Source organism: Sphingomonas sp. AP4-R1 (assembly GCF_013113735.1).
In the GTDB taxonomy this organism is placed as follows: domain Bacteria; phylum Pseudomonadota; class Alphaproteobacteria; order Sphingomonadales; family Sphingomonadaceae; genus Sphingomonas_I.
Genome location: NZ_CP053346.1, coordinates 839,782 through 857,049 on the forward strand (window position 1 = coordinate 839,782; position 17,268 = coordinate 857,049).

At 68.3% G+C, this 17,268-nt stretch carries 19 protein-coding genes; 4 read left to right on the forward strand and 15 right to left on the reverse strand.

Features of this window, described 5'->3' with window-relative positions; genetic code table 11:
- Positions 1 to 14 precede the first annotated feature (14 nt).
- Positions 15 to 365 (reverse strand): YbaN family protein, encoded by a 351-nt coding sequence (locus HL653_RS04095; protein WP_171743384.1) that lies wholly within the window; start codon positions 363 to 365, stop codon positions 15 to 17.
- A gap of 159 nt (positions 366 to 524) precedes the next feature.
- On the opposite strand from HL653_RS04095, the gene HL653_RS04100 reads away from it, so the two are divergent.
- Positions 525 to 1,556, forward strand: coding sequence for a quinone-dependent dihydroorotate dehydrogenase (locus HL653_RS04100; protein WP_171743385.1), 1,032 nt, complete (start codon positions 525 to 527; stop codon positions 1,554 to 1,556).
- A gap of 126 nt (positions 1,557 to 1,682) precedes the next feature.
- Here HL653_RS04100 and HL653_RS04105 read toward each other — a convergent pair whose 3' ends face one another.
- Positions 1,683 to 1,916, reverse strand: coding sequence for a hypothetical protein (locus HL653_RS04105; protein WP_171743386.1), 234 nt, complete (start codon positions 1,914 to 1,916; stop codon positions 1,683 to 1,685).
- 89 nt (positions 1,917 to 2,005) lie between these two features.
- On the opposite strand from HL653_RS04105, the gene ggt reads away from it, so the two are divergent.
- On the forward strand, positions 2,006 to 3,772 hold the full coding sequence (ggt, locus tag HL653_RS04110) for a gamma-glutamyltransferase (protein ID WP_171743387.1): 1,767 nt from the start codon (positions 2,006 to 2,008) through the stop codon (positions 3,770 to 3,772).
- 110 nt (positions 3,773 to 3,882) lie between these two features.
- Positions 3,883 to 5,655: a long-chain fatty acid--CoA ligase gene (locus HL653_RS04115; RefSeq protein ID WP_171743388.1), complete on the forward strand. Its 1,773-nt coding sequence runs from the start codon at positions 3,883 to 3,885 to the stop codon at positions 5,653 to 5,655.
- A 97-nt stretch (positions 5,656 to 5,752) separates the two neighbouring features.
- Here the strand turns inward: HL653_RS04115 and HL653_RS04120 are convergent, their stop codons facing one another.
- The 13 genes from HL653_RS04120 to HL653_RS04180 form a co-directional block, all read right to left on the reverse strand.
- The gene (locus HL653_RS04120; protein ID WP_171743389.1) at positions 5,753 to 6,142 is read right to left on the reverse strand and encodes a hypothetical protein; all 390 of its coding nucleotides are present in this window, start codon (positions 6,140 to 6,142) and stop codon (positions 5,753 to 5,755) included.
- Positions 6,143 to 6,195: 53 nt separating this feature from the next.
- A complete protein-coding gene (locus tag HL653_RS04125; RefSeq protein WP_171743390.1) occupies positions 6,196 to 7,260 on the reverse strand; it encodes a nitronate monooxygenase family protein in 1,065 nt (354 codons plus the stop codon).
- The gene (locus HL653_RS04130; protein WP_171743391.1) at positions 7,244 to 7,660 is read right to left on the reverse strand and encodes a VOC family protein; all 417 of its coding nucleotides are present in this window, start codon (positions 7,658 to 7,660) and stop codon (positions 7,244 to 7,246) included. Before HL653_RS04130 ends, HL653_RS04125 begins: the two co-directional genes overlap by 17 nt.
- Before the next feature lie 113 nt (positions 7,661 to 7,773).
- Complete coding sequence (gene ispZ / locus HL653_RS04135; protein WP_253717521.1) at positions 7,774 to 8,397, reverse strand: septation protein IspZ; 624 nt, start codon at positions 8,395 to 8,397, stop codon at positions 7,774 to 7,776.
- Positions 8,394 to 9,353: a signal recognition particle-docking protein FtsY gene (gene ftsY / locus HL653_RS04140; protein ID WP_171743392.1), complete on the reverse strand. Its 960-nt coding sequence runs from the start codon at positions 9,351 to 9,353 to the stop codon at positions 8,394 to 8,396. The genes ispZ and ftsY overlap by 4 nt, the downstream gene beginning before the upstream one ends.
- Positions 9,350 to 10,585 (reverse strand): tRNA (N(6)-L-threonylcarbamoyladenosine(37)-C(2))-methylthiotransferase MtaB, encoded by a 1,236-nt coding sequence (gene mtaB / locus HL653_RS04145; RefSeq protein ID WP_171743393.1) that lies wholly within the window; start codon positions 10,583 to 10,585, stop codon positions 9,350 to 9,352. The genes ftsY and mtaB overlap by 4 nt, the downstream gene beginning before the upstream one ends.
- Positions 10,582 to 11,391, reverse strand: coding sequence for a diaminopimelate epimerase (dapF, locus tag HL653_RS04150; protein ID WP_171743394.1), 810 nt, complete (start codon positions 11,389 to 11,391; stop codon positions 10,582 to 10,584). The genes mtaB and dapF overlap by 4 nt, the downstream gene beginning before the upstream one ends.
- A gap of 166 nt (positions 11,392 to 11,557) precedes the next feature.
- Entirely contained in the window at positions 11,558 to 12,631 is a 1,074-nt protein-coding gene (gene aroC, locus HL653_RS04155) for a chorismate synthase (RefSeq protein ID WP_171743395.1), read from the reverse strand.
- Positions 12,628 to 12,831 (reverse strand): DUF2442 domain-containing protein, encoded by a 204-nt coding sequence (locus tag HL653_RS04160; RefSeq protein WP_253717523.1) that lies wholly within the window; start codon positions 12,829 to 12,831, stop codon positions 12,628 to 12,630. Before HL653_RS04160 ends, aroC begins: the two co-directional genes overlap by 4 nt.
- Positions 12,832 to 12,847: 16 nt before the next feature.
- Positions 12,848 to 13,105 carry a DUF4160 domain-containing protein gene (locus tag HL653_RS04165; RefSeq protein ID WP_171743397.1) on the reverse strand — a complete coding sequence of 86 codons (258 nt, stop codon included), beginning with the start codon at positions 13,103 to 13,105 and terminating at the stop codon, positions 12,848 to 12,850.
- Positions 13,106 to 13,119: 14 nt separating this feature from the next.
- A complete protein-coding gene (gene fabI / locus HL653_RS04170; RefSeq protein WP_171746768.1) occupies positions 13,120 to 13,923 on the reverse strand; it encodes an enoyl-ACP reductase FabI in 804 nt (267 codons plus the stop codon).
- Positions 13,923 to 14,864: a YihY/virulence factor BrkB family protein gene (locus HL653_RS04175; RefSeq protein ID WP_171743398.1), complete on the reverse strand. Its 942-nt coding sequence runs from the start codon at positions 14,862 to 14,864 to the stop codon at positions 13,923 to 13,925. Before HL653_RS04175 ends, fabI begins: the two co-directional genes overlap by 1 nt.
- A 30-nt stretch (positions 14,865 to 14,894) precedes the next feature.
- Complete coding sequence (locus HL653_RS04180; protein WP_171743399.1) at positions 14,895 to 15,866, reverse strand: DnaJ C-terminal domain-containing protein; 972 nt, start codon at positions 15,864 to 15,866, stop codon at positions 14,895 to 14,897.
- 254 nt (positions 15,867 to 16,120) lie between these two features.
- Between HL653_RS04180 and HL653_RS04185 the strand changes: the two genes are divergently transcribed.
- On the forward strand, positions 16,121 to 17,230 hold the full coding sequence (locus HL653_RS04185; protein WP_171743400.1) for a putative zinc-binding metallopeptidase: 1,110 nt from the start codon (positions 16,121 to 16,123) through the stop codon (positions 17,228 to 17,230).
- Positions 17,231 to 17,268 lie beyond the last annotated feature (38 nt).

The window sequence follows — 17,268 nt, forward strand, 5'->3', positions numbered from 1 at the left end:
ATTTGCTGGCCAACCTATCTATTGGGCCGCGTCGCCATCCACGTCCCGCAGACCAGCGCCACGCCGAGCGGGATAAAGCGCCAGTGATCGTGGAGAAAGAAAAAACCCATCACGGCGCTGCCGATCAGCGCCGTGATCCCGAAGAATTTGCCTCGTCGCGAGATCGCGCCATGCTCCCGCCACGCCACGATATGCGGGCCGAAGTGCGGATGCTCGACCAGCCGCCGCTCCCATTCGGAATTGCTGCGCGCGAAGAAGAAAGCGGCGAGCAGCATGAAGGGCACCGTCGGCAGCAGCGGCACGAAGATGCCGACCGCGCCGGTCGCCACCGAAAGAATGCCCAAAACGAGATAGACATGCCGCATGGATGCGACGTGGCGAGGCGAATGGCGCGACGCAAGCCTCCCCTCCCGCGTGCGGGAGGGGTTGGGGGTGGGCCTTTCCTCGATTAGACGGCGTCGATCCGCAGCCGACGTCGCTGCCCACCCCCCGACCCCTCCCGCAAGCGGAGGGGGGAGATAGACATGCCCATCTTCCCGCTCGTCCGTCCCCTGCTGTTCGCGCTCGATGCCGAGCGGGCGCACCGGCTGACGATCACCGCGCTGAAGGCGCTGCCCCGGCTGCCGATGGCCGAGCCCGATCCGCGCCTCTCGGTGTTGCTCGCCAATCTCGCTTTCCCCTCGCCGGTCGGCCTCGCCGCCGGGGTCGACAAGAATGCGGAGGTGCCGGACGCCTTCCTGTCGCTGGGCTTCGGCTTCGTCGAGGTGGGCACGCTCACGCCGCTGCCGCAGGAGGGCAATCCGAAGCCGCGCCTGTTCCGCCTGCCGGAGGACCGGGCGGTCATCAACCGGATGGGCTTCAACAATGGCGGGCAGGCCGAGGCGCTGGCGCGGCTTTCCGGGCGTCCGCGTCGCGGGATCGTCGGCGTCAATGTCGGCGCGAACAAGGACGCAACCGACCGCATCGCCGATTATGCGAAGGGCGTCGCGGCGATGGCACCCGTCGCCGATTATCTGACGATCAACATCTCCTCCCCCAACACGCCCGGCCTGCGCGCGCTGCAGGAGGCCCAGGCGCTGGACGAATTGCTGGCCGGCGCGATCGCGGCGCGGCCGGCGGGCGGCCCGCCCATCTTCCTGAAGGTGGCGCCCGATCTGGCGCGCGCGGACGTGGATGCGATTTCGCGCGTCTGCCTCGATCGCGGGGTGGATGCGCTGATCGTCTCCAACACCACGATCAGCCGCGACGGCCTGAAGAGCCCCCATGCCAGCGAGGCGGGCGGCCTCTCCGGCGCGCCGCTCAAGGCGCTCGCCCTCCAGCGCCTCCGCGATTTCCGCAAGGCCACCGGCGGCAAGCTGCCCCTGATCGCGGCGGGCGGCATCGCCAGCGGCGGCGACGCCTATGATCGCATCCGCGCAGGCGCCAGCCTCGTCCAGCTCTACACGGCGCTGGTGTACGAAGGCCCGTCACTCGCCCGCCGCATCGCGCAGGAGCTGTCCGCGCTGCTGGCGCTGGAGGGCTTCGCCACGATCGGCGAGGCGGTCGGCGCGGAGTAGGGCCCGGACCTCCCCCGTTTGCCCTGAGCCTGTCGAAGGGCCGTCCTTCTCTTCGCTACGAGGAAGAAAGGACGGTGCTTCGACAAGCTCAGCACGAACGGTTTTGAAAGAGACGGCAGAGCCTGTTCACCCCCGCCAGCGCCAGCCGCCCTCGGTATGTCGCCGCGTGATCCCGACCAGCACCGCCACGGCCGCCGCCGTCATCACGGCCCGCAGGCCGATCGGCCGGCCATGGACCGGAAGCGCCCACAGCCCCGCCATCACGGCCGCAAAGGCAAGGTACGTCACCCAGCCCTGCCACGTCAGCGGCAGTCCCGCGCCATATCCGTATCGCTTCGCCCGAAACCACGGCTCGTTCATCGCCCGTGCCCTCACATTCGATCGCTTCGGCCGATATAGGCCATTTCTTGCCCTTGTGGGAGAGAGGGAGCGCGCTACGCTGCCCGGCGATGCTCAACAAACCGCTGCTGGCGCTCGCCGCCGCCTCGCTCCTCCCCGCCTCCCTCGTCCCGGCCGCGCCCGCTTTCGCCAGACAGGCGGCGGTGAAGGCCGAACCCGGCATGGTCTCCGCCGCCGATCCGCGCGCGACCGCCGCCGGCGCCGAGATATTGCGCGCGGGCGGCAGCGCCGCCGATGCGGCCGTGGCGATCATGCTCGCGCTCGCCGTGGTGGAGCCCGGCCATTCGGGCATGGGGGGCGGCGGCTTCCTCGTCTTCCACGATGCCGCGCACAACAGGACGATCACGATCGACGGACGCGAGGCCGCGCCGAAGGCCGCCGATCCGCACTGGTTCTATGGGCCCGACGGCCAGCCGATGACCCATGCCGAGGCTGTGCCCGGCGGCCGCAGCGTCGGCGTGCCGGGCGCGCTGCGCCTGATGGCGCTGGCCCACGCCAAATATGGCAAGCTGCCCTGGGCGCGCCTGTTCGATCCCGCGATCCGGCTGGCGACGGACGGCTGGGCAATCAGCCCGCGCTTCTACAATTTCATCGCCCGCCCGATGCCCGGCCTGCTGAACGGCTGGCCGATCCAGTATCTCTACACTGCGGACGGCACGCCCAAGCCCGTCGGCACGATCCTCAAGAATCCCGAGCAGGCCGCGCTGATGAAGCAGATCGCCGCCAAAGGACCCGAGGCTTTCTATTCGGGCGCCGTCGCCAAATCGATCGTCGAGACGGTCGACGGCGCGCCGCATAACCCCTCGAAGATGACGGAAGCGGACATCGCCGCCTATCGGGCGAAGGAGCGCCCGCCCGTCTGCGGCACCTATCGCGGCTACAGGATCTGCGGGATGGGCCCGCCCTCCGGCGGCGGCGTCGCCGTGCTGCAGATCTTGAAGCAGCTCGAACGCTTCGACATGGCCGCGCTGGGCAAGGACAATCCGGTCGCCTGGCATCTGTTCGCCGAAAGCTCGCGCCTCGCTTATGCCGATCGCGACGCCTATCTGGGCGATCCCGATCATGTGCAGGTGCCCGTCGCGGGCCTGCTCGCGCCCGATTATATTGCGGGCCGCTCCGCCTTGATCTCCGAGACGGGCAGCATGGCGACGATCGCGGCAGGCAAGCCGGCGGGCGCGCCGCCGCGCGTGGCCGTCACCCCGGGGCCGGAGCATGGCACGACCGATCTGGTCGCGGTCGATCGCGCGGGCAACGTGGCCGAAGTGACCAACACGATCGAAAGCGTGTTCGGATCGGGCCTCACCACCAACGGCATCTTCCTGAACAACCAGCTGACCGATTTCGACATCGTACCCGATCGCAACGGGTATCTGGCGGCGAACAGCGTGGCCGGCGGCAAGCGGCCGCGCAGCTCGATGTCGCCCACGATCGTCTACAATCCGGACGGCAGCGTCCGCATCGCGATCGGCGCCGCAGGCGGTTCGACGATCATCGCGCAGGTGGCCAAGGCGCTGATGGGCGTGATCGACTGGCATATGAGCGCGCAGGACGCGATCGGCATGGGCCTGATCTTCTCCCCCGGCCAGACCGCCGTGGCAGAAAAGGCGACGCAGGCCGAATTGATGGTGCCCGCGCTACAGGCGCTGGGCGAGAAGATCGTCGTCGCCCCGCTGGGCCTCAAGGCCAATGCGATCGAGATGGTCGGCGGGCATTGGGTGGGCGCCGCCGATCCGCGCAGCGAGGGCGTGTCGCAGAGCGAAACCGGCGCGCCCGTCGTGCCCAGGAAGGCCGCCGCGATCGATCGCCCGTTCGATTGATCCGGCCACGCCGCCGCTGATGCCGGGCCGAGGGAAAGCTTTGCCCGCTCCGTCCGAGGGTCTATGGGCGCCCGGCGGAAGCGGCGGCCCAGCCGCGCCAAGGAGTTAGGATGTCGCTGGAACCCTTCCCCAATCTGGTGGCGATGTTTTTCGCGCGCGCCAAGGCGCGGGGCGATACCCCTTTCCTGTGGCACAAGGAGAATGGTGCGTGGCGCCCGCTCTCCTGGGCCAAGGTCGCGGAGCAGGTGGCGGCCGTCGCGCAGGCGCTCCGCGCGAGCGGGCTGCAGCCCGGCGACCGGGTGATGCTCGTCTCCGAGAATCGCCCCGAATGGTGCATCGCCGATCTCGGCATCATGGCCGCCGGCTGCGTGACCGTGCCGACCTACGTGACCAACACCGAGCGGGACCACGCGCACATCGTGGAGAATAGCGGCGCGCGCGCGGCGATCGTCTCCACCGCCAAGCTCGCGCGCACGCTTCTGCCGGCGCTCGCCCGCTCCTCCTCCTGCGATATGATGATCGCGATGGAATCGGTCGGGCTCGGCCGCGTCGGCGCGATCCGTATCCACGACTGGTCGGAACTGCTGGATCGCCAGACGCCCGACGTGGCCGCCTGCGCCGCGTCCGCCCATTTCGCGCGCGGCGATCTCGCCTGCATCATCTACACCAGCGGCACGGGCGGCGCGCCGCGCGGCGTGCGCCAGCACCACGGCGCGATCCTGCAGAATGTGGCGGGCTGCATGGCCATCATCGCCGAGGATTTCCACACCGGCGACGAGATCTTCCTGAGCCTGCTGCCGCTCAGCCACGCTTATGAGCATTCGGGCGGCCAGCATCTGCCGATCGGCCTCGGCGGCCAGATCTATTATGCCGAGGGGATCGACAAGCTCGCCGCCAATATCGAGGAGGTGCGCCCGACGATCATGATCGTCGTCCCCCGTCTGTTCGAACTGCTGCGTGGCCGCATCCTGAAGGCGGTGGAGAAGGAAGGCGGCGCCGGCAAATGGCTGCTGGGCAAGGCGCTGGCGCTCGGCGCGAAGGGCAGGGTGTCACTCGCGGACAAGCCGCTCGATCTGCTGCTCTCCGCCACCGTCCGCCCCAAGATCGGCAAGCGCTTCGGCGGGCGGATGAAGGCGCTCGTCTCGGGCGGCGCGCCCCTCAATCCGGAAGTGGGGCAATTCTTCTCCGCACTCGGCCTCACCATCCTGCAGGGCTATGGCCAGACCGAGGCGGGGCCGGTCATCTCCTGCAATCGCCCCAGAGCGGGGATCGATCATGCCACCGTCGGGCCACCTTTGCTGGGCACCGAGGTCCGCATCGCCGAGGATGGCGAGATCCTCGTGCGCGGCGAATGCGTGATGGCCGGCTATTGGAACAACGAGGCCGAAACCGCGCGCGTGCTGGTCGACGGCTGGCTGCACACGGGCGACATCGGCGTGATCGACGATCGCGGCCGCATCCGCATCACCGATCGCAAGAAGGATCTGATCGTCAACGACAAGGGCGAGAATGTCGCCCCCCAGCGGATCGAGGGCATGCTGACGCTGGAGCCCGAGATCGGCCAGGCGATGGTGGCCGGCGATCGCCGCCCGCATCTGGTGGGCCTGATCGAGCCCGATCTGCAGTGGATGGCCGAATGGGCGGCGGCGAACAACGTGCCGCTGGCCGACGCGCGCCACGCCCCCGCTTTGCACCGCGCGCTGATGGCAGCGGTGGACCGGGTCAATGCGGGCCTGTCGGTGACGGAGAAGGTCCGCCGCATCCTGATCACGGACGAGCCCTTCAGCATTGAGAATGGCGAGATGACCCCCTCGCTCAAGATCCGCCGGCATGTGATCCGCGAACGCTACGGCCCACGGCTGGACGCGCTCTACAAGAGCTGATCCCCTCCGGTGCCTGCGAAAGCAGGAGCCCAGGGCCGCAAGCGCCGCGTTCGAAACTCTGGGCTCCTGCTTCCGCAGGAGCACGGCTCGCTCGAAACTACTTCGCCTTCTCGTAAGGCGTGAAGTCACCCATCACGCAGCTGCCACCCTCGATCCCGCTGACCAGATCCACGATGCGGACGATATCGCCCCGACAGAGTTGGCTTCCGGGCGTGCGCGTCACGGTGGAGGTGAAATTGGTGAGCGAGGGGCAGCCCCGGTCGAAGCGGTTCACATAGAGCGTGCGTCCGCGCTTGTAGACCAGACCGATCCCCTCGATCTTGGTGGAATCCATCGAGGGCGTGAGCGGCAGGCAGGATGCCGGCTTTCCGGCCGTATAGCCCTGCAGCATCTTCTGCAGCTTCGCCTCGCCGGTGGGCTTCGGCGCGGCGGCAGCCCCCGTCGCGAGCGTCGCCAACAGCATGGCGGACAGGGTCAACTTCAGCATGGCGACTCTCCGGCGCGGGAAACCTCCGCAGACGGCGCATGCTGCGCCTTTCCTCACCCCGCGAAAAGCCCCGCCGTCTCGGCAATCAGGCGTCTTGCGACCATCTCGGCCGGCTCGGCCCGCGCCAGCATCGCCGCCTGCCCCGCCCACATGTTCGCGAACGCCTCGGGCGCCACGCGCCGCAATTCGGCCAGCGCCGCGCCCGCATGAGGGAAGGCTGGTGCCTCGGCACGGATCGGCCCCAGCTCACGCGTCAGTCTCGTTGCGAAGCCGCGCGCGGGACGCCCGCTGAACAGGTTGGTCATCACCGTCGGCGCCTCGGTGCCCAGCAGCGCGCGATGCTGCGGCGAGACGAGGCTTTCCGGGCAGGCGAGAAAGAGCGTGCCGATCTGCACCGCTGCCGCGCCCAGCGTCGCGGCGGCCGCCACGCCGCGCGCGTCGCCGATCCCGCCCGCCGCGATCACGGGCACGTCCAGCGCCTCCACCAGCAGCGGCACGAGCGCGAAGGTCGTCAGCCGGCTCGAAGGATCCTCGTCGAGGAAGCGCGCGCTATGCCCGCCCGCTTCCCAGCCCTGCGCGATCACCGCATCCACGCCGCGCGCCGCCAGCCAACGCCCCTCGGCCGGACTCGTCGCGCTGGAGAGGATCAGCGCGCCTGTCGCCTTGACCCGATCCAGCAGATCCGGGGCGGGCAGGCCGAAATGGAAACTGACAATCTCGGGCCGCACCCTCTCCACCAGCGCGCACGCCTCGGCATCGAAAGCGCGACGGGCGGGCGGAGGCTGATCGGGCGGGCCGACGCCATATTCGCGATAATAAGGCGCGAGCAGCGCATGCCATGGCGCCTCGTCGCCCGGTCCCGGATCGGCATGGCAGAAGAAGTTGAGGTTGATCGGGCCATCGACGGCCGCCCGCACCTCGGCCACCTGCGCCTCGATCGTCGCCGCCGGGACGGTGGCGCAGGGCAGAGCCCCTACCGCACCGCCCCGCATCGCCGCGATCGCCAGCGCGGGCCCGCCCGCCCCCGCCATCGGCGCGAGCAGGATCGGCGCCCCGCTGCCGAGGCGCGCGATCAGCCGGCGATCGCGCCAGCCGGGCGTGTCACCACTCGCCGACATTGGGCATCGACGCCCAGGGCTCGGCCGGCGCCAGATGACCGTCCTGCAGCAGCTCGATCGAGATATTGTCGGGCGTGCGGATGAACGCCATGTGCCCGTCGCGCGGCGGACGGTTGATCGTCACGCCCGCATCCATCAGCCGCTGGCAGCTTTCGTAGATATCGTCGACCTGGAAGGCGATATGGCCGAAATTGCGGCCGCCGGCATAGCCTTCCTCGCCCCAATTGTGCGTCAGTTCCACCTGCGCGTCCTCGTCTCCCGGCGCCGCGAGATAGATGAGCGTGAAGCGCCCCTTCTCGCTCTCCATGCGCTTCACCTCGCGCAGGCCGAGGAGCGAGAAGAAGCGGATCGTCGCGTCCGGATCGGAAACCCGGATCATCGTATGGAGATATTTGGTCATGCGCGGGAAATAGGGCCTCCCTGCGCCAGCGTCACCCCCGAACGGGGCGAAACATCGCCTTCATGTGTCCCTTTCCCGTTTGTGCTGCGAACGGCTTTTGAAGTCCGTGGCTCTCAGCCCTCGGGCGGAAGCGGGGGTTCGGCCTTGGCGTCTTCCAGCATCAGGCCGTGGCGCAGCAGCATCGGCACCTGCGCGAGCCCGAACACGATCGACGCGCTCGTCACGCCCCAGGTCTTCGCCGTCAGCCACGCATCGAAGCTCAGCTTGGCGCGCAGCACCTCGTTGCACACCGCCATCACCGCGAAGAACAGCGCCCAATTGCGCGAGAGCTTCATCCAGCCCGCCTCGTCCAGCCCCGGAAAGGCCGCCTGCAGCAGATATTTGATCGCGGGCTTCCCGATGATCAGCCCGCCGACGAGGATGATCGTGAACAGCGCATAGATGAGCGTCATCTTCAGCTGGATGAAGCTGGGATCGTGCAGATAGATGGTCAGCCCGCCGAAGCCGAGCACCAGCACCGCCGACAGCCACAGCATCGGCGAGACATGGCCGACCTTCACCTTCGAGACGATCACCGCCAGCACGATCGCGACCATGAAGGCCGCCGTGCCCGCGAACACGCCGAGGAAGCGATTGGCGAGGAAGAAGACGATGATCGGCGCATAATCCACCGCGAGCGACCATCCGGTCGCACCGGCTTTACGCGGAGCCACCGGGGCAGGCGTGGGGGCGCTCACCGGCGGCGCTCCACCGCGATCGCCTCGATGCCCGCGATGGCACGCGCCACCTCGCGCGGATCGAACGGGCGCAGATCGTCGATCCCCTCGCCCAGCCCGATCGCGTGAATCGGCAGGCCGAATTTCTCCGCCGCCGCCACCAGCACGCCGCCGCGCGCCGTGCCGTCCAGCTTGGTCATGACGAGGCCCGTCACGTTGGCCGTCTCCTTGAACACTTCGATCTGGTTCAACGCATTCTGGCCGGTGGTGGCATCCAGCACGAGCACCACATTGTGCGGCGCCGCCGGATTGAGCCGCCCCAGCACGCGCCGGATCTTGGCCAGCTCGTCCATCAGCCCGGCCTTGTTCTGCAGGCGACCCGCCGTATCGACGATCAGCGCGTCGATGCCCGTCGCCGTCCCCTGCTTCACGCCCTCGAACACCAGACCCGCCGCATCCGATCCCTCGCTGCCCGCGATGATCGGCACGTGGATCCGCTCGGCCCAGACCTTGAGCTGGCCGATCGCGGCGGCGCGAAAAGTATCGCCCGCCACCAGCATCACCGAATAATCCTCTTCGGTCAGCAGATGCGCGAGCTTGGCGATCGTCGTCGTCTTGCCCGATCCGTTCACGCCGATGACGAGCAGGACCTGCGGGCGCGGAAAGGCGTCGATCTCCAGCGGCCGGGCCGCCGGGCGCAGGATCGCCTCGATCTCCTCGGCCACGATCTCGCGCAGGCGCAGCTCCGTCAGCCCCAGCGGGAAACGCTCGCCGGCCAGACGCTCGCGGATGCGCCCCGCCGTCGCGGGGCCGAGGTCGGTCGCGATCAGCGCCTCCTCGATCTGGTCCAGCGTCTCCGCATCCAGCGCGGCCTTGCCCAGCAGCCCGCCGAGATTCTCGCCGAGCCGGTCGGACGTGCGGCGGAAGCCCCCCGCCAGACGCTCGGTCCAGGAGAGTCCGTGTTCGGGTCCGCTCACGCAATCACTCCCACGAGATGGTCTTCCTCCAGGCCCGTGATGCGGACCCGATGCACGGCGCCCGCCGTGGCGCCCTCCGCGATCCGCACGCGGGCGAAATCCTCGGCATGGCCGGTCACGCCATCGCGCTCCACCAGCACCTGCGCGGTGCCGCCGATGCGCGCGCGCAGCCACGCCATGCGCCGCGCGGAGCCCGCCTCGCGCAGCCGTGCGGTCCGATCGCGCACCACGTCGCGCGGCAGTTGCGGCATCCGCGCGGCGGGCGTGCCCTCGCGCGGCGAGAAGGGGAAGATATGCGGATGTACGATCTCGCACTGCTCGATCAAAGCGAGGCTGTCCGCGAACATCTCTTCCGTCTCGGTCGGGAAGCCCGCGATCACGTCCGCGCCGATCGCCAGATCGGGCCGCTTCGCCTTCAGCCGCGCGACCAAAGCGATCGCCTGCGCGCGCGTATGGCGGCGCTTCATCCGCTTCAGGATCATGTCATGCCCCGCCTGCAGCGACAGATGGAGATGCGGCATCAGCCGGGGCTCGCTCTCGAACAAGGCGATCAGCCGATCGTCCATTTCCTGCGGATCGAGGCTGGAGAGCCGCAGCCGCGGAAGCTCCGGCACGAGCCGCAGGACGCGCTCCACCAGCATGCCCAGCGTGGGGCGGCCCGGCAGATCCGCGCCATAAGCGGTCACGTCCACCCCGGTCAGCACCACCTCGCGCCGCCCGGCCTCGACGGCCGCGCGCACCGCCTCGACGACGGCACCGGCAGGCAGCGAGCGGCTGGGCCCGCGGCCCTGCGGGATGATGCAGAAGGTGCAAGCGTGATCGCAGCCATTCTGCACGGCGATGAAGGCACGGGCATGCGCGCCCTCCATCCCTCCACCGTCACCCCGGACTTGATCCGGGGTCCCGCTTTCTTCCGCTCCCGTCGCAAAGGTAGGGAGATACAGCGCCGGATCCGTCTTCGCCGCATTCGCCACGACATGGCTCACCTCGGCCATGCCCTCGAACGCCGCGCGATCGATCTCCGAGGCACACCCCGTCACCACGATGCGCGCCTCCGGCCGGCGCCGCGCCGCGCGGCGGATCGCCTTGCGCGTCTCCACCACCGCCTCGTTGGTGACGGCGCAGCTGTTGACGATCACCAGATCGTCCGCCCCGCCCAGGGCCGCGCGGATCGCCTCGCTCTCCGCGATATTGAGCCGGCAGCCGAGCGTGATGAGTTCGGGCCCGCTCACAGGCCGGTCGCCTCGCCTTCGTAAACGTGCGTGGCGGGGCCGGTCATGCGGATCGTGCCGCCCGGCGCCCAGTCGATCACCAGCTCGCCGCCCGGAAGCTGCACCGTGACGGGGCTCTGCACACGCCCGCTGCGGATCGCGGCGACGGCGGTGGCGCAAGCCCCGGTGCCGCAGGCGCGGGTAAGCCCCGCGCCACGCTCCCACACGCGCAGGCGCAGGCGCTGCGGCCCTTCGACCGTCGCGACATTCACGTTCACCCGCTCCGGGAACAGCGCATCATGCTCGATGATCGGCCCCAGCCGATCCAGCGGCACCGCGTCCGTATCGGGCACGAAGAAGATCACGTGCGGATTGCCGACATTCACGGCGGCGGGCGATGCCAGTTCCTCCCACGCCACCGGCAGCGACGCGGTATCGACCGGGTAAGCGAGCGGAATGCGATCCCAATCGAAGCGCGGCGCGCCCATGTCGACGGTCGCGCCCTCGCCTTCGGCCTTGAGCGTCAGCATGCCCCCGGCCGTTTCCACCCGGCTCTCACCGCCCAGAAACTGCGCGATGCAGCGCGAGGCATTGCCGCAGCTTTCGGCGATGCTGCCGTCCGCATTGTAGAAGATGATCTTGGCGTCGGCGATGTCGGACGGCTCGATCAGCACGAGCTGGTCGAACCCGATCCCCTCGCGCCGGTCCGCAATGGCGCGCGCGCGCGCCGCATCCATCGCCACGGGCGTCACGCGCGCGTCGATCACCACGAAATCGTTGCCGAGCCCGTGCATCTTGTGAAAGCGAAAGGGGTTCGCCTGCGCCATGCCGCGCGATCTAGGGGCGAGGGCGCCCGAAGTCCATGCGCTGCCCTATGCCCACGTCATCCTGAACTTGTTTCAGGATCCATGTCCTGCACTCTCCACGAGCGGAACACTTGCTTCCATGTCGGGTCATGGATCCTGAAACGAGTTCAGGATGACGGAGGGGAAATCACCGCCCCGTCTGCGCCCGGTGCAGCAGTTTCTGATCCGCCAGCACCAGCGCCATCATCGCCTCCACCACCGGAGCCGCGCGGATGCCCACGCACGGATCATGCCGCCCCTTGGTGCGGATATCCGCCGCCTGCCCGTCGCGTCCGATCGTCTCCACCGGCGTCAGGATCGAGGAGGTGGGCTTCAGCGCCACGCGCACCACCACCGGCTGCCCGGTCGCGATGCCGCCGGCGATCCCGCCCGCATGATTGGCGAGGAAGACGGGATTGCCATCATTACCGGGCCGCATCGGATCGGCATTGGTTTCGCCGGTCAGCCGCGCCGCCTCGAAACCGTCGCCGATCTCGACGCCCTTCACGGCATTGATGCTCATCATCGCGGAGGCCAGTTCGCTGTCGAGCTTCGCATAAAGCGGCGCGCCCCAGCCGGCCGGCACGCCTTCCGCCACGCATTCCACGATCGCGCCCACGGACGATCCTGCCTTGCGCGCCTCGTCCACGATCTTTTCCCAGCGCGCAGCCGCCGCCGGATCGGGGCAGAAGAAGGGATTCGCGTCGATCGCCGTGTCGTCGAACGCCGCCCGATCGATCGCGTCGCCGCCCAGCTCCACCAGATAGGCGCGGATCCGCACCTCGGGGATCACCGCGCGCGCCACCGCGCCCGCCGCCACCCGCGCCGCCGTCTCCCGCGCCGAGGATCGCCCGCCGCCGCGATAGTCGCGAAAGCCATATTTGGCGTCATAGGCATAATCGGCATGGCCCGGCCGGTAGGCGAGCGCGACCTCCGAATAATCCTTCGATCGCTGGTCGACATTCTCGATCATCAGGCTGATCGGCGTGCCCGTCGTCTTCCCCTCGAACACGCCGGAGAGGATGCGGACCTGATCCGGCTCCTGCCTTTGCGTGGTGAAGCGCGACGTGCCGGGCCGGCGCTTGTCGAGCCACGGCTGGATATCGCCTTCCGCCAGCGCCAGCCCCGGCGGGCAGCCGTCGACGACGGCGCCCAGCGCCGGCCCATGGCTCTCCCCCCAGCTGGTGAACCGGAAGACGCGCCCGAACGTGTTGTAGCTCATGCGGCTCGCGCGGAAGCCGGCGTTTCGAAGCGGCCAGCCAGCAGGCTGGCGATCGAGATGTCCTCGTCCAGCTCGTCCCAATGTAGACCGCTGGGCGAGATGAAGCAGGCCTGTCGCGCGTCCGGGCTGCCCTTCAACAACCGAGGATACCAGGCAAGAGGCACGCCGATCGTGCGCCCGTCCTCAAGCGTCACCCACATCGAATCCTCATCGAATTCAACGTTGGTCGCTTCCGGAGAAAAAGGCGTTCCACTCATCTTCGATTTCCTGCCGCCGTCGCGTGACGATCTCTTCCACGATCCGTAACTCTCGCGGAGTGAGGCGCCTGTTATAGGCAACCCTCACCTCCGGATACAGCCATAGCTTGGCGTCCCCACCGGGCCGCGCGATATGAACGTGGACCGGCTCGCGCGGATCGCCTTCACTCGAATAGAAGTGAAAGCGGAAACCGGCCTCCCGGAAGACAAGAGGCACAGCCGGCGCCCCGCTTACGCCAGCGCGATGTCCGGCGCGTCCTCGGCCTTCATGCCGATCACATTGTAGCCGGCATCCACATGGTGGATCTCGCCCGTCACGCCGCCCGCCAGATCGGAGAGCAGATAGAGCCCGGCGCCGCCCACATCCTCGATCGTCACGTTGCGGCGGAGCGGCGAGTTCAGCTCGTTCCACTTCATGATGTAATTGAAGTCGCCGATGCCGCGCGCGGCCAGCGTCTGGATCGGGCCGGCCGAGATGCCGTTCACGCGGATATTCTCCGGTCCCATGTCGACCGCGAGATATTTCACGCTCGTCTCCAGCGCGGCCTTGGCGACGCCCATCACGTTGTAATGGGGGATCACCTTCTCGGCGCCGTAATAGCTGAGCGTCAGCAGCGATCCGCCCTGCGGCATCAGCACCCGCGCGCGCTTGGCGACGGAGACGAAGCTGTAGGCCGAAATGTGCATCGTCATCAGGAAATTATCGAGCGTGGTGTCGTAGAATTTCCCGCGCAGCTGGCTCTTGTCCGAAAAGCCGATGGCGTGGACGACGAAATCGATCGTGGGCCAGGTTTCCGCCAGCGTGGCGAAGGCCGCATCGATGCTCTCTTCCGAGGAGACGTCGCAATCCACCAGCAGCGGCACGCCCAGCGCCTGAGCCAGCGGGCGCACGCGCTTTTCCATCGCGGGGCCCTGATAGCTGAAGGCCAGCTCCGCCCCTTGCGCCGAGAGCATCTTCGCGATGCCCCACGCCAAACTCTTGTCATTGGCGAGACCCATGATCAGGCCACGCTTGCCTTCCATCAGGCCCGCCATCATTCCTCCGTCAAACCCGGTTGTTCGTCGCCCCTTACGCCGCTTTCCGGTCTTTCCGCCAGCGCCGCGTTCAGTTGGGCGCCGATCACGATGCCCAGACCGACCAGCCAGAAGAAGATCAGGGCCACGATCACGCCTGCCAGGCTGCCATAAGTGAGGCCATATCCGCCGACCAGACGGAGGATGGCGGGCAGCGCCATCGTCATCAGCACCCACCATCCGGCGGTGAAGGCGGCGCCCGGCCATTTGGGGCATCCGGTGTCGCGATAGCGGCTCGGCGTCAGCACGAAGAAGATCAGATAGAGCGCCACGAACAGGGTGGCGAGCGGCGCGAGCCGGCCCCAGCCGATCCAGTTCACCAGATCGTCCGCCAGCGGGAAGAAGCGCAGGATCACCTCCTCCACGCCGGTCAGCACCAATTGGGCGAGGAAGGCCACGAACATCAGCAGCACCGCGCCCACGATCAGCGCGGACGAGATCAGCCGGTGCCGCCAGAACAGCGGCCGCGCGGTGACGCCGTAGGCGCGGCGCAGGATATCCCGGATCGTCTCGATGAAATTGCCCGTCGTCCACAGGCCGATGAGCGCGCCGATCCAGAGCAGCGAACCCGTCCGCCGCGTCAGCACATCGGTGATCACCGGGCGCAGCATCTCGCGCACGGCGCGCGGCACGGTGCGCAGGAAGCTGTCGATCGCGACCGTCCCGTCCGCGCCCAGACCCAGCAGATGCGCGAGCGCCGCGGTGACGATGAAGAACGGAAAGAGCGAGATCAGCGCGAGGTAAGCGAGGTTGCCGGCATGGATGAAGCCATCCGCCCACACGCCCAGCAACGTGCGCCGGGCCACCTCATAGACCCGCGCGCCCGGCCGCAGATGCGCGACGGCGCGATCGCGTCGTTTCGCGCGGCGCTCGGGCGATTCAGGGGAGATCACGTCGTCCATCTCGCCCCGAATATCGCCCCTCTCGTGCGTCTATACGCCAAGATTCGCGCGCGGGTTCCTGTCGGCATCGCCTTTCCAGCCCTCGACGAAGGCCTTGAGCGCCGCATCGTCGGCCGGCAGATCGACCATCAGCGTCACCAGCTGATCGCCGCGCGTGCCGTCGCGCCGGTGAAAGCCGCGGCCCTTCAGGCGCAGCACCTTGCCCGACGTGGAGCCCGCCGGCACCGAGAGCATCACCGCGCCCTCCACGGTGGGCACCTTCACGCGCGCGCCCTCCACCGCCTCGTCCAGTCGCACGGGCAGATCGATGCGGACATCGTCGCCGTCGCGCTTGTAGAAGCGATGCGGGCGCACCTCGATCGTCACGAGCGCGTCGCCGGCGCCGCCCGCGCCCGCCTCGCCCTGCCCGGCCAGCTTGAGCGGCGTTCCCGCCACCGCCTCGGCCGTCAGCTTGAGGTCGACCGTCTTGCCGTTGCCCAGCGTGATGCGCTGCGGCTTGAGCGCGGCGGCATCGTCCAGATCCACCGCGAGCCGATAGGCGGCATCGGGCCCCTTCTGCGGGCGCCCCCGGCCCCCGAAGCCCGAAAAGCCGCCGAAGCCGCCGCCACCGCGCTGCTGGCGCCCGGCCGCGGCGCCCGCGCCGCCCCCGAACAGGCCTTCGAAAATATCGCCGAAATCCGCGCCGCCCGACGAGGTCTCATATTCGAAACCGCCACCGCCCGGCCGCCCGCGAAAGCCGCCGCTTTGGCCCGCGCCGCCATAGCCGAACGGCATTCTGGGATTGCCATTCTCGTCGATCTCGCCGCGATCATATTGGGCGCGCTTGTCCTTGTCGGACAGCAGATCATAGGCGCCCGTCACTTCCGAGAAGCGTGCGGCGGCAGCCGGATTGTCCTGATTGCGATCGGGATGCAGCTCCTTGGCGAGCTTGCGATAGGCTTTCTTGATCGCCGCCTCGTCGGCACCGCGCGAAAGCCCCAGGGTCGTATACGGATCAGCCATTTCACCTCCACCTTCGCAGATGCGGAGCGGCTCCGCCATCGGCAAGAGGCACTCATATTTTGGTTCGGCTTCCGCCGAACTGGCGCGGCACCGGCCCGCTCCCCCACCCGGCCTCCCAAACAGAGTATCCTAGATGGGAGGCCGGGTGGGGAGCGGGCCGGTGCCGCCTAGGCGCACGCCACAAACAACAACTGGCACCAATCCGGCCTCTCCGCGTTTTCACGCCCGAAATCCGACCCCGATCAGGACATTATATGCGGCCCTACGCCTGTCCCAATTGCGCGCGCCCCAACCATTTCGAGGTGCGCGTCTGCCCGAACTGCGCCTTCACGCTGGGCTATGACCCCGCCAGCGACCAACTGCTGTTCCTCGGCGACGAGGCCACCACATGGCGCGACGCGAGAGGCGAGGCGCATGCGGTGATCGTCTGCCAGAACAACAACGAATATCAGATCTGCAACTGGCTGGTGCCGGCCGTGGGCGATCAGCCGCTCTGCCCGGCGTGCAAGCATAACCGCACCATCCCCGATCTCACCGGGCCGACCGTGCCGGAGCGCTGGGCGAAGATCGAGGCGGCCAAACGGCGCCTGTTCCACACGATCCTCCACCTGAACCTGCCGTGCGAGACGGTGACGGAAGCGGCCGAGAACGGCACCTCGCCCGGCCTCGCCTTCGATTTCCTCTACGATCCGGTGGGCGAGGAGACGGGCACCGTCCAGATCACCACGGGCCACGATGCCGGCCTGATCACGCTCAACCTGCTGGAGGCGGACGATGTCCAGCGCGAGAAGATGCGCACCGGCCTCGGCGAACCCTATCGCACCATCCTCGGCCATTTCCGCCACGAGGTCGGCCATTATTACTGGTCGCGCCTGATCGAGGACACCGCCGAGGTCGAGAATTTCCGCGCGCTCTTCGGCGACGAGCGGGTGAGCTACGAGGAGGCGATGGAAAAGCATTACGGCGAGGGCAGCGCCGGCTGGACCACCGATTATGTCTCCTCCTACGCCACGATGCACCCGTGGGAGGATTTCGCGGAGACCTTCGCGCACCTGATGCACATCATCGATACGCTCGCCACGATCGGCGGCTTCGGCATGCGGATGATGGACTGGCCGGGCTATGAGGAGCAGCCGGCGGTGGATTTCGATCCCTATCGCGCCGAGACGCATCAGCTGGTGGCGGAATGGGGGCCCTTCGCGTTCGCGGAGAATGCGATCAACCGATCGATGGGGCAGCGCGATCTCTATCCATTCAACCTGTCGGACACGATCGTCGCCAAGCTCGATTATATCAACCGGCTGCTGCGCCGGGCGGGAGAGGGCGACATCGCGCCGAAGCAGGCCCCGGTGGCGACGGCCTGATCCGGCCGATCGCGGAATGAACGGCCGGGCGCGCACGG